The sequence below is a fragment of the Novosphingobium sp. RL4 genome, assembly GCF_035658495.1.
Taxonomy (GTDB): Bacteria; Pseudomonadota; Alphaproteobacteria; order Sphingomonadales; family Sphingomonadaceae; genus Novosphingobium.
Map to the genome: position 1 here is coordinate 560,773 of NZ_CP141945.1, position 12,723 is coordinate 573,495.

General features: G+C 65.8%; 9 protein-coding genes. 4 read left to right on the forward strand and 5 right to left on the reverse strand.

Translation table 11 applies throughout. The features are described 5' to 3' along the window. The first annotated feature begins 80 nt into the window (after positions 1–80). Entirely contained in the window at positions 81–794 is a 714-nt protein-coding gene (gene bdcA / locus U9J33_RS19675) for an SDR family oxidoreductase (RefSeq protein ID WP_324699767.1), read from the forward strand. 49 nt (positions 795–843) lie between these two features. Here bdcA and U9J33_RS19680 read toward each other — a convergent pair whose 3' ends face one another. From U9J33_RS19680 to U9J33_RS19700, 5 genes are all read right to left on the reverse strand, one after another. Then, on the reverse strand, positions 844–1,635 hold the full coding sequence (locus U9J33_RS19680) for a TonB family protein (RefSeq protein ID WP_185999904.1): 792 nt from the start codon (positions 1,633–1,635) through the stop codon (positions 844–846). Beyond that, positions 1,619–2,212: a biliverdin-producing heme oxygenase gene (locus U9J33_RS19685; protein WP_185999905.1), complete on the reverse strand. Its 594-nt coding sequence runs from the start codon at positions 2,210–2,212 to the stop codon at positions 1,619–1,621. Before U9J33_RS19685 ends, U9J33_RS19680 begins: the two co-directional genes overlap by 17 nt. Positions 2,213–2,227: 15 nt before the next feature. Next, positions 2,228–5,773 carry a TonB-dependent receptor domain-containing protein gene (locus U9J33_RS19690; protein ID WP_324699768.1) on the reverse strand — a complete coding sequence of 1,182 codons (3,546 nt, stop codon included), beginning with the start codon at positions 5,771–5,773 and terminating at the stop codon, positions 2,228–2,230. A 385-nt stretch (positions 5,774–6,158) separates the two neighbouring features. Further along, positions 6,159–7,163 (reverse strand): FecR family protein, encoded by a 1,005-nt coding sequence (locus U9J33_RS19695; RefSeq protein WP_292636576.1) that lies wholly within the window; start codon positions 7,161–7,163, stop codon positions 6,159–6,161. Further along, the gene (locus tag U9J33_RS19700; protein WP_185999908.1) at positions 7,144–7,752 is read right to left on the reverse strand and encodes an RNA polymerase sigma factor; all 609 of its coding nucleotides are present in this window, start codon (positions 7,750–7,752) and stop codon (positions 7,144–7,146) included. The genes U9J33_RS19695 and U9J33_RS19700 overlap by 20 nt, the downstream gene beginning before the upstream one ends. Before the next feature lie 245 nt (positions 7,753–7,997). On the opposite strand from U9J33_RS19700, the gene U9J33_RS19705 reads away from it, so the two are divergent. The 3 genes from U9J33_RS19705 (at position 7,998) to U9J33_RS19715 (ending at position 12,660) form a co-directional block, all read left to right on the forward strand. Next, the gene (locus tag U9J33_RS19705) at positions 7,998–8,522 is read left to right on the forward strand and encodes an RNA polymerase sigma factor (protein ID WP_231635673.1); all 525 of its coding nucleotides are present in this window, start codon (positions 7,998–8,000) and stop codon (positions 8,520–8,522) included. After that, complete coding sequence (locus tag U9J33_RS19710; RefSeq protein WP_185999909.1) at positions 8,516–9,526, forward strand: FecR family protein; 1,011 nt, start codon at positions 8,516–8,518, stop codon at positions 9,524–9,526. The genes U9J33_RS19705 and U9J33_RS19710 overlap by 7 nt, the downstream gene beginning before the upstream one ends. A 92-nt stretch (positions 9,527–9,618) precedes the next feature. Then, on the forward strand, positions 9,619–12,660 hold the full coding sequence (locus tag U9J33_RS19715) for a TonB-dependent receptor (RefSeq protein ID WP_324699769.1): 3,042 nt from the start codon (positions 9,619–9,621) through the stop codon (positions 12,658–12,660). Positions 12,661–12,723: the final 63 nt, after the last annotated feature.

The window sequence follows — 12,723 nt, forward strand, 5'->3', positions numbered from 1 at the left end:
GGAATGGATTTCCAAGCCCCTTATCTTGCGGCTCTTCCCCGGAACCAAAGCATCCCATCCCACTCGAAAGGAATTTCGTAATGGCTCGCTTCACTGGAAAGAAGGCGCTCGTCATCGGCGGCAGCCGCGGCATCGGCGCCTCGATCGTCCAACGCCTGGCCGGGGAAGGCGCATCGGTGACATTCACTTACGCCGGATCGCGGGACGCGGCCGAGGCACTGGCCGCGGAAACCGGCTCCACCGCCGTACGATCCGACGCTTCCGACCGCGATGCGCTGATCGCCACTGTCAGCGAGGCGGGCGCGATCGACATCCTCGTCGTCAGCGCCGGTCTTCTGGTCATCGGCGATCCGCTCGAACTCGATCCCGACGCCATCGACCGCATGATCGACGTGAATGTACGAGCGCCCTACTTCGCCTCGGTCGAGGCGGCGCGGTCCATGCCCGAAGGTGGGCGCATCATCGTGATCGGTTCGACCAACGGAGACCGCATGCCGTTTGCCGGAGGCGCGGCCTATGCGCTCACCAAGTCGGCGATCCAGGGCATGGCGCGCGGTCTTGCCCGCGATTTCGGCCCGCGCGGCATTACCGTCAACGTCGTCCAGCCCGGCCCGGTCGATACCGAGATGAACCCTGCCGACGGCGGCATCGCAGAGGCTCTCCACGGCTTCATGGCGCTGCCCCGCCACGGCAAGCCGGACGAAATCGCGAACCTCGTCGCATGGCTGGCGAGCGAGGAAGCCGGTTTCGTCACCGCCGGGCTCTACACAATCGACGGCGGCTTCGCGGCCTGACCGAGGGTCGCGGCGCTTACAGGTGCCGCGCCTGCCGCCATTTCCGGCCTTATTGCGTGAAAAATTCCACCGGAACCGTAAGCCTCTGCGGATCGGGTCTGTCCGCGGGTATCGCAGGCAAGGGCTGAGCCCGGCGGATCGTGGCAAGGGCTGCGCCGTCCAGCAAAGCCGAACCGGACGATCGGCCGATTCTCGCCGAAAGCACGCGCCCCTCGCGGTTCATGGTGAACTGGACATAGACGATCCCCTGCTCTCCGCGAGATCGCGCCGTCGCCGGATAGCGGCGATATCTTTCCATATGGGAGAGCAGCAGGGCTTCCCACGTCACCTTCGCGTCATTCGCCGCCCGTTCGGCAGGCGGTGCGGGAAGCGATCGCGGGGCGGTGGTTTCCGGAACGGCCTCCGCCACCGAGGCAGGTTCGGCCGGGGGCCGGGCCGGCGATGAGGGGACCGAAGGATCGCTTTCCGGCTCCAGCGGCGGCGGGGCCTCACTGCTTTCCGGTTGCGCCTGCGCTTTCTGCTCCACCTTCCTCGGACCTTCCGGCACTTGCATGTCCGGCTCGGGCGGAGCGGCGGGAGGCTTGAATTCGAGCAGCAGCGGCCGGGAGGATTCCGCCGCCGTGGGCACGATCCGCCAGAACACGGAACCGAGCGCCAGCGCGGCAAGGATCAGGAAAGTCGTGCTGCCAAGCCCCATGCACCGGGTCAGCCGGTCCGGCGGCAGGTCCGCATAGCGCGTTCGCCCCGGCGTGCGGTAAGATTCCTCCGCCGGCGCGCAGGCTCTTGCCCCGCGCGGCTCCCGGTGGCCGCAGTCGTCCCGTATCTCAGGCGAAGCTGGCATCGGCTAGGGCCTGCACCCGGGCGAAGGCTGCATTGGCTCCGGCAATGGTGCGCGCCTCTTCCGCTTCGGAGAGTTCAACGGCATTCAGCGCGGCCGTGAAGGCGCGCCAATGTGCGGCGGGGCCCTCCGGCGCGGGCGCAAGATGGAGTGCCCCGTGTGTATCCGACATCCCCAGCCTTGCCGCCTCCTTGCGCAGCAGCGCCGCCCCCATGTTCGAACCCTCGGCAACATAGAGCCAGCCCAGCGCGGTGGGCACGTCCGGCTCTGCATCCGGAAGGAAGACCGGCGGCGCCTCTGCCCGGGGGAGCGGAACCTTCAGGTCATGCAGGTCCGCCGCGATCAGCGCCAGCCGCCGCCGACCGTCCAGCCCCGGCAGCAGCACGCGCAGCCGGGGGACATCGTAAAGCGCATCGATATCGCGGTGAAAGCCATACTGCATCGTCGCGAAGCGAATGTAACCGTCGAGGCTGGCGAAAGAGGCCGCTTCCATGATCGAACGATCCAGCCTGTCATGCGTGGCATGGGTTGCGCCTTTGAGCCGGGCGGCGCGGGTATCTTCAAGGGTTCTGGTGGTCATGGGCATGTCCTTCGATCAGAAGCGGTAGCTGACGCCGAGGCGGATATGGTGAAGGTCCGCGTCCGAGCGCACCTTGCGGCCGTTGGCGATGTTCGAGCTGCCCGGGCCGTTGACATATTCCCAGGATACGGTCCCGTCGTCGTGCCAGGTGACGTCGAAGTCGCTGTAGGCGATACTCACGCCTTCGCGGGCCTTTGCGAAGCTGAAGGTCTTCCGCTCGAAGCGGGCGTAACTGTATTCCGCGCGGACCGACCAGTGATCGCCGATCGCCCGCTCCACCCCGCCGCCCAGCACGAACCCTTGCCGGTTCTTGCGATCCTCTTCGGCGAAGAGATGCTCCAGCGCGCTGCCGATGCCGCGGTTCTGCGCGTCGACGGAACGATACTGGTTGCGGGTCTGCGTTTCGCGCAGCCAGCCGATGCCGCCGGTGCCGTAGATCAGCGTGCGGCCGAGCGAATAGCCCAGCTTGCCGCGCAGGGTGATCATGCGATCCCAGTTGTAGCGCGTGTCCGATTCGAGCTGGTGGTTGTTGCGCAACCACTGGGTCGCGGTGCTTTCCTCCGAAACCAGCACGCCGGACCAACTACCGAGGTTGCCCGCCGAAATGTCGGCCTCCACGCCCAGCACGAGGTTGCCGGGCAACTGGTAGTTGTAACCGGCATGAAGCCCGCCCAGCACGTTGCGCATCTTCTGGTCGATGCGGCTGCCGTTCTCGATGTCGGCGGCTTGGCCCATGCTGTCGGTCACGCTGCCGCCGGTCTTGCCGAGGCCGTAGCCGAAGTCGGCGCCGATATAGGGCCCGGTCCAGTCGGCAGCATCCTCGTTGGCCCATCCGCTGAACCAGTTCGCCGGCCACAGCGCCGTTTTCGAGCCGAGCTTTCCGGTAAGGCCGATACGGAAGGTCCGTCCCGGCGCCGGGATATAGCCCAGGCTCATGGCCTCGGTGTAATAGCGGTCGGTGACGTTATCGAGGCTCCAGTCGAGCGAGAGCGCGTCCGTCACCTTGAACTGCCCGGTCAGGTCCAGCAGCACATAGGGGTTCCACGCGATCGCCGAGATCAGCGGCATGTAGCCGCTCTGCGGGACTTGCGCGCCGACCGCGCGCTTGCCCGTGTAAGTCAGGCGCCCGCCCAGCATGGCGCGCTCGGCCAGGAACTTCTGACTGACCGCGAGATTGGCCGACCACCGGGGCGGGATGTAGTTTGTGGCATAGTCCGAGGCGAGCGAGCTTTCCACGCAGCCCGTGGCCGCGTCCTTGCAAAAGGCGATATGATCGTAATAGGTCGCTCCCGCATCCACCGAGAGGCCGCCGGTACGGTAGCTCAGGCTGCCTTCCACGCCCCGGAACTGCGCGCGGTCGATGTTGAACATCTGCATCGCGAAGAACGCCGAAATGTATCGCCGGGCGATATAGCCGTCGATGTCGTTGTCGAACCATGCCAGCTTGACGCCCAGTTCGTCACCGTCCGCAAGAACGCCCTTGCGCGAGTAGTTCATGCCCGCTTCCCAGTTATGGGCCTCTTCCTTGTGCAGGTCGGGGTTGGCGATCATGAAGAAGCCGGTGGTCGCCTCCATCAGCGAGGGCAGACGCGCGGCCTGCTTGTAGCTGGCGAAGAGCTGCAGCCCGTCCACCGGCATGAGCGTGGCACCCAGCGAGAAACTCACCGCGTCCTCGCTGCGATCGAAGATATCGGTGTGGTAAGTGGTGCCAGACTGTTCGTCCTGCAACTTGTACTTCTGGTAGCGCAGGCCCGCATCGAGGCGCAGCCAGGTCATGGGCTCCAGCGCAGCCTGCCCGAACACGCTCGTTTCCCGCCGCGTGCCTTCACGCCCGGGTGCGAGCGAACCGTTGTTATTCCAGCCATCCACTGGGCCGGTCCGCTCCCGCAGGAACGAGGCGCCATAGTCGGCCGAGAGCAGGCCCAGCGGCGTCAACACGCGTGAACCGTTGCCGATGTCCACGCCAAGCCCGTTCACGAAGCGGCGCGTCTGGTCGGTCTGGAGCAACGAGGCCGCGCTTTCGCGAAGGTTCGATATCCAGCCATTCAGCTTCAGGTCCACCAGGTCGGTCGCCGGGTTCCAGCGATAGCGCGCGGTCACGCGGTCGAGGCCGGTGTGCGAGAGCGGATAGGTTTGCAGGACCGTGCCGGAGGCGGAGCCCGTGGAACCGGGATAATTCTCGCCGAAGTCGCTCCAGTAACCGCCGTAGCCCAGTTCGAGCACATGGTCTGCGGCCGGGCGCAAGGTGGCCTTGAGCAGCACCGATTCCGCATCGGTAGAGGTGTTGAGCACTTCCTCGCCGCCAACGAAAGGCGTCGAGCCGTAGCGGTCGTAGAACTGCACCGCACGCTCGCAGAGCGAGGCGAGGCTGCCGGAAGCTGCCCCTGCGGCGCAGAACGCAGAAGGCGTGCCGGTCGCCTCGGGCGCATGCTTGCCGTTGGCGCCGGCATGGTAGTTACCGGTGCGCCGGAACGAATAGCCCGCCACCAGGTCCACGAAATCGCCCTTGCGCGCGAAGACCAGACTGCCGGCGCCGCCCGTGGGCGAGAAGAAACCTGGCCGGTTGCGTTCCCGCGTGGCCGCCAGCGTATCGCCGTTGTAGGACGAGGGCGCCAGCAGCGAGCGAGTCATGTTCGAGCCGGGCTCGGTGCTGTTGTTCGACAGCGAGGCCTTGATGCGAAGGCCCACGGTCTCGCCTTCGGGAACGATGTCGTCGGCGGAAAGAGTCGTCATGCTGACCGACCCACCGATGCCGCCGGCAATCGGATTGCCCATTGAGGGGCCCTTCTCGATAGCGACGTGGCTGATGAAATCGGGGTCCACGAAACTGCGATTGCTGGTGCCCTGATATCCGCGATAGACCGTCGTGCCGTTGATCGCGCCGTCCACTGTCACCGGCACACGGCCCTGCCCCTGAAGGCCGCGGATGTTCACGTCCAGTCCGCCGCTGGTGCGCGCCTCTCCGGAGATCACGCCGGTCGCGCCGCGCAGCATGTCGGCTGGCGACTGGCCGGGATAGGCCTCCAGCGTCTCGCGGGTGATGACGCTGACCGAGCCGGGCGTGGAATAGACGGTGCCTGCCGTACCATCCCATCCGGCCACCCTGCCATTGCCGCCGCTAGCACCGTCGCCGTTTCCCCCACCAGCCGATCCCGAGGCGCCCTCGACACGCAGCGTGCCGAGCTGGACCACACCGGCCTCCGCCTGAAGCGCCCGCTCGACCGTGAAGGTGTTGGCGCTCGTCCGCCGTGCGGTCAGGCCGCTCCCGGCGAGCAGGCGCGAAAGCGCAGCGGCCGGGTTGTGGCGCCCCTTGATGCCCCCGCTGGTGCGGCCTGCCACGAGCGCACTGTCGTAGACGAGTTCGACCCCGCTCTGCTCCGCGAAATCGTTCAGCGCATCGGCGAGGCTGCCCGCCGCAACGTCATAGCTGCGGGCGGACTGCGCCGCCGCAGGCGTGCTCGCGGCAAAGACGCCGGAGAGACCGGCCGAAGCCAGCAGCACGGCCTGGACCAGTGTCCGCATTTCGCCCTTGCGCGCACGGCGCGCTTTGGAATTGTCCATCGTCATTGCCCCCTTCATTCACCCGGCAATCGCTATTGCGACGCATATTCACAAATGAAGACGAAGGCGGCGCGCGATAGGAAACCTCGAACGTTCAAAAAAATTCGCGGCCTGCAGGATTAGGTCGTAAACTCATAAACGGCACCATCGAGGTTTGAGGCAAAATGGCTCAGCGCAAGAAGGTAAGGCGATGGAATATGTCGATATTTCAAGCCTTCCCGACGCAGCGATGGGCCATTTTGGTCAAATCCCGAAGGGACGTCCAAATGGCTTCCATCTCGGGCCGAAGCTGCCTTGGACGGGCAACCAGCCCGCCCGGCGGCACCTTCGGCCCGAGCTGTTCGCCATTTGGGCGCCTCGATGGTGCCGTTTATGAGTTTACGACCTAGTCGTGCAGGATGGTCACCATCCCGCCGATGCGGGTGCTGCGGATGCCCAGCGACCGGCCAATCGCATCGATCGAACGATCGGGATCGTCGAGCCGGAACACCCCGTTGACCCGCCGCTGCGAAAGGCCGTCCCCCAGCACGAGGATGTAGCCGCTGCGATAGCGGCCAATCTCGCGCACGACATCTGCTAGCGGGCGGTTCACCACGCGGATCACGCCGCGAGTCCAGCCGTCGGTATCGTGGACCGACTGGCCCGCGAGGGGCGAGATCCGGTCCCGGCCATATCCCGCCTCCTCGCCCTCGCGGACGAGACGCGAGACGGCGTTCAGGTCGATGCGCACGCTGTGCTCTGTCACGGCCACGCGGGTCTCATCGCCGTCCAGCCTGACGAGGAAGCGCGTACCCAGCGCCGTGACGGTACCCCGGCCTGCTTCGACCACGAAGGGGCGCGCCGGATCCGGCGCCACCGTGAAGGCCGCCTCGCCGCGAAGCAGACGGATGCGGCGGCCATCGGCGAAGTCCACGGCGACGGCACTGTCGGTATTGAGCAGGGCAATCGAACCATCGGGCAGCGCAAAGCTGCGCCGCTCCCCGGTGTTCGTGATGGCATCGGCACGCAGGCGCAGTGCAATGTCCGCCGATTGCGTGGCGATCAGCAGCAGGACGCTGGCGGCAACGAGCCCCCGCGCCCATCCCGATGCCTTGTGCACCGGCGCGGAAACGCCGTGCTGCGTCCCGGCCGGGCGCCAGCGTGCGAAGCGCCTGCTCCACGGCGCCGTGCCGCGCACCGGGGCCGGCGGCATCGTCGTTTCGTCGATCGCCCGCCATGTCCGCTCCACGGCGGCGAAGGCGCGGGCATGGCGCGGGTCCTCGGCCAGCCACTGCGCCAGACGCGCCTCGTCGGCTGCGGACATGACACCCGCGACATGGTCACCGAAAAGGCGGGCGGCTTCCTGCCGCATTTCCGGCGTGATCGTCGTTTCAGGCACGTTCGTCATCATCCGGTTCCAGAGCATCCTGCCCGCGGCGCATCCCTACACCGTCCGACGTCTGCGGCAGCACTTCCGAAACCCGCCCCTTCCAGTTTTCATCGTCCAGCCGCTCGCAGCAATGGGCCATGCCCTGCGCGATGTAGCGCCCGACCATCTGGCGGCTGATCCCCAGCCTTGCCGCAATGTCCGTGATCGACACACCGTCTATCCGGTTCATCCTGATGATCTGCTGGCAGCGCGGCGAAAGTTCGGCCAGCGCCGCGGTCAGCCGGACCAGCGCCTCGCGGTCGAGCATGGCGGTTTCCGCAGAGGGCACGGGCGCCGCGATGTCTCCGGGCAGTTCATCGCCGCTGGTGATGTGTCTGCTGCGCCGCTTGTCCGAGCGCACCATGTCGATCGCGACATTGCGGGCCATGCGGTAAAGGAACGCCTTCTTGTTGGCGATCGGCGGATGATCGTGGACGGCGTGGATCTTCAGCCAGAGCGCCTGCGCCACATCTTCTGCGCCCTCGTGTCCGACCAGTCCCTGCAAATGGCGCAGTAACGACGGACGTTCGCGCAGCAGCAGCCGGAAAAGGGACAGGGCGTTGGTCGTCACCCGCGCCCCCTAGCTTTATTGCGATCAATTCGCAACTGCACGCAAAGCGGTCGCCCTGCCTGCCCGTCACCAGAATTATTTTCCGTGGCCGGAAGGAATATCACGCGCCGTGTCTCTTACGTGGCAGAACGGGAATCCAATCTCGGCAAATTCGATATTCGGTTGGGGAGGGCGTTACGCCAGGGGAGGCTGAAAAGGAGTTCGCGCGCAGGCGCCGCATCGCGGTCTGGGTCGCGCGCGAAATCGTGCCCCACGAGGCGCGGGTCCGGCGCTGGCTGGCCCGTTCGCGCCTCTCGCCAGAGGATGTCGACGAGGTGATGCAGGAAGCCTATTGCCGCATAGCCATGCTCCCTTCGGTCGATCACATCGACCGGCCGCTGTCCTACATGTTCGCGATCACCCGCAATCTCATGCTGCGCCGGATGAAGCGCCAGCAGGTGGTCGTTCTGGAAGCCTTCAGCGATGTCGAAAGCTGGTATGACGATGAAGCCCCCTCTCCCGAGGATCAGGCGTCCAGCCGCATGAACTACGCCCGCGTGCTGCAGATCATCGCCCGCCTGCCCGAGCGTTGCCGCCGCGTGGTGGAACTGCGCAAGATCGAAGGCTGGTCGCAGAAGGAAATCGCCGCGCATCTCGGGATGACCGAGAAGGCCGTGGAAAAGCAGGTCTGGTCGGGCGTTCGCGCGATCCGCGCCGCCTGGGACGCGGCAGAGGCGGAGAACGAGCAACGCCTCACGGGTGCGGAGCGCCGGGAGGCCCGCCCATGGTGAGCACGCACGATCCCCGATCCCGCGAGCGGGAGGCGGCGCGCGATGCCGCCGCCGCCTTCGTGGCGCGCATGGACGGCGATGCGTGGAGCGAAGCGGACGAGGCGCAGCTTCAGGCCTGGCTGGCCGAAGACCCGCTTCGCCAGGGACTGCTGCTGCAGGTGCAGTCCCAGTGGTATGCCCTCACGCCCGCCGCCGTGCCGGAAGAAGAATCTGCTCCGCCCGCACAGGACGGCGAGGAAGCCGCGCCTGCCCGCCCTGCGCTGCTGGCGCGGCGCGGGCTGCTGGCGGGCATCGCCGCCTCGGCCGCGGTTGCCGTGACCGGCGTGCGCTGGAGCAGCGCGCCTGCCGTCTACGAAACGAAGCTCGGCGAAATCCGCCGCCTGCCGCTGGCCGATGGTTCGGTCATGACGATGAATTCGGGCAGCGAGCTGGTCGTCGACATGGCCGGGCGCAGCCGGGACATAGAACTTGCGCAAGGGGAGGCCTGGTTCGAGGTCGCCAAGGACGCCAAACGGCCCTTCGTGGTGGCGGCGGGCGACGTGCGCGTGCGCGCGGTCGGCACCGCCTTCTCGGTACGGCGGCGCGAAACCGGTGTGGAAGTGCTCGTCACCGAGGGCGTGGTCGAAACCTGGAGCGCGGCCCCGGCGGGCGGGCCCGATCTGCACATGCGCCTTGAAGCGGGCGACCGCGCCACGCTCAGCGCCCATGCCGTGATCGACTATGAAGCGGGCATTCCCACCTCGGTCGACCGTTCGCTGGCCTGGCGCAGCGGCATGATCGATCTTGACGGGCGCTCGCTTTACGAAGCCGCGAACGAATTCAACCGTTACAACGCCCGCCAGATCGTGATCGCCGACCCGCGCATCGCCCGCGAACAGTTCGACGGCCTGTTCCGCATCAACGACCCGGAAGGCTTCGCCGAAGCCGTGAAGGCCAGCCTTGGGATAACGCTGGATACCAGCAATCCCGACCTCATCAGAATTTCTCTCAATTCTTCGGATTAAAAACAAATTCAGGGGAAGGATTTTTCGGAGTAATGACTCTCTGACAATACGGGTTCGAAGAAACCCGCAATATATATTTGGGGTGGATAATAATGCACAAAAACAAAGCGCGTAATGCGCTGTTCGCGACTACGGCCATCGTCTGCACGATCGCATCCCCGGCGCAGGCCGCGGCGCAGACCAGAGAGTTCGTCATTGAAGCCCAGCCTGCCGAAACCGCCATTACCCAGCTTGGCCGGCAGGGAGACATCCAGATCATCGCCGCCCGCCGGCTGACCCACGAAATCCGCACCAATGCCGTGCGCGGCGAGATGACCGTAGACCAGGCGCTTGCTCGGCTGCTCGCGGGAACGGGGCTTTCGGCACGGCGCACTGGCCCGGCGTCCTACGCCATCGTTGCCGGCAGCCGAATGCCTGCCGGCAATCCCGCCCGCATGACCGTGGCGACCGTTCCAGTGGCTCTTGCACCCGCGCTTTCGGCCGAGCCGCGTGTCGCGCTCTCCGCCAGCACGGATGCCGCCCCCGCCGCCGAAGCCATGCCGACCGCCGAGGAAATCATCGTCACCGGCTTTCGCGGCAGCCTCCAGCGGGCCCAGGACGTCAAGCGCCAGGCGATCAACGTGACCGAGAGCATCATGGCCGAGGACATGGCCAAGATGCCCGACCTCAACCTCTCGGAATCGATCCAGCGCCTGCCTGGCGTGACCATCTCGCGCGAGGGCGGCGAAGGGCGCAACATCACCCTGCGCGGCTTCTCGCCGGACTTCACGCGCACCACGCTCAACGGCATGGAAGTGCCCGCCAGCAGCGACGGGCTCGATTCCGGCGGCTTCACGATCAACGCAGGCCGCGCGTTCGACTTCCACGTCTTCGCCTCCGAACTGTTCAACCGCATCGACGTGCAGAAGACCCAGCGCGCCTCGATCGAGGAAGGCGGCATCGCCGGCACGGTCGATCTCTATTCGGCAAAGCCGTTCGATTCCCCCGGCTTCCACGTCGTCGCCTCGGGCCAGGCCGGCTACAACACGGTCTCGCGGAAGGTCGATCCCCGCGCCACGGTCATGATCTCCGACACGTTCGCGGACGACACCATCGGCGTGCTGCTTTCTGCGAGCTATTCCAAGCGCACCGTCTATCAGGAGGGCTTTTCCAGCGTCCGCTGGACCTCGCCCTTCGTCAACGGCGATAGCTGGGCTGATACCGATCCCGAAGTCTCGGGCACCCCCGAGAACTGCGGCGCGGCGGATTCGCTCGACTGCCTCTGGGCCCCGCGCCTGCCTCGCGCCGACTTCTTCGGCAACGACCAGAAGCGGCTCGGCCTTGGCGGCTCGATCCAGGCCCGCCCGCTCGACGGGCTGAAGCTCACGTTCGACGCGCTCTATTCGCAGCTCGACAACGATCGCTACAGCTACAACTCGATGGAATGGCTGCTCACGCACGGGTCTGCGGGCAACTATGTCGGGCAGACCCCGCTTTCGTTCACGATTGCCCCCGATGGCAAGCAACTGGTCGCCGCCGCGTTCGATGACGTCACCTCATGGTACGAGAGCCGCCACCAGACCTCGACCTCGAAGTTCACCCAGTTCGTCTTCTCGGGCGAATACGAGGCGAGCGACAACCTCACCTTCGACGGCATGATCGGCAAGGCCCGCGACAGTGCCGACCGCAACGAACTGCGCTTCTACGCGCGTTCGATCCCGCACTACTATTCCTATGACTATACCGGCAGCCGCGACGTGGCGGTGGTGGACTATGGCGACTACGACCCCAACGATCCGGAAAACTACATCAACGCGCTGACCGCGGCCAACCGGCTGAACAAGGTGGTGAAGGACAATTTCACGACCAAGGCCAACGCGAAATTCCAGCAGGGCCGCTTCACCGCGCTGGCCGGCGTCGCCTACAGCCGCCGCATGGTGCGCTATTCCGAAGCGCAGGGCGCGCTGCCGAGCTTCGAGCCCCAGGCCTACATGACCGATTTCCCGATCGGCCACTTCGGCGACGGCGTGGTCTCGGGCGGGCTGCCCACCTTCGCCGTGGTCGATTTCGACGCCATCGCCGGCTCGGGCCTGTTCAACGACGGCTACACCGCCAATGTCGCGGCGGGCTGGAAGGTCGTGGAAAAGACCACGGGCGGTTATGGCGAGGTGATGGGCGATTTCGACATCGGTTCGATGACCCTGCGCCTCGATGCCGGGCTTCGCTATGTCCGCACCGACGTGGAATCCAGCGCGGTCATCGCCGGTTCGCCGGTGGAGGTGAAGCGCCATTACGACAACCTGCTGCCTTCGTTCAACGCCGCGCTCAACCTGACGCCCGAGCTCGTCGCCCGCTTCGCCTATGCCCGCTCTATGACCCGGCCCGGCCTTGCCTCACTCAACATCGCCAGCCCGGTGTTCGAATATACCACGCGCACGGTGAGCAACCTCGGCAGCCCCGACCTCAAGCCCTACCTGTCGGACGACTTCGACCTCGGCCTCGAATGGTACTTCAGCAAAAGCGGCCTGTTCGCGGTAGGGCTGTTCCAGAAGAACATCATCCGCTCTCTCAAGACCTCGGTGATCGAACAGATGGTGCCGCAGGAATACTGGGCAGCGATCTATGCCGACCCGCGCTACGATCCTTCCTACAACGCCGATCCCGCCCAGGTGCCCTACACTTTCTACACAGCGGTCAATTCCTCCGACGGGGACAAGGTGAAGGGCGTGGAAGTGACGCTGAACCTGCCGTTCACGTTCCTGCCGGGAGTCTTCTCCAACTTCGGCATCGCGTCGAACTACACCCATGTCACGGCGCACGATTCCACCGGGCTTTCGCCCAATTCCTACAACTTCACCGGCTATTTCGACACCGGCAAGCTGGGCCTGCGCGTCTCGGTCAACAAGCGCGACGACTATCTGCTGAGCGAACCGGGCGGCAACGGCCATGTGCAGGAGCGCAAGTACGGCCCGACGCAAGTCGATCTCTCGGCCTACTACAACCTGACCGAGCGGCTCAGCCTCAACGTGCAGGGTATCAACATCACCAACGAGCGCGAGCGGATCTACGGCACCGGAGACGGCACGCAGTATCTCACGCGCGAATTCTCCCGCACCGGCGCGCAGTGGTTCGTGGGCGCCAGATACCAGTTCTGACGCTGCAAAAGTTGCTCCCTGGGCCGCCGTCCTCCCCCGGACGGCGGCCCCCTTTTTCCAAAT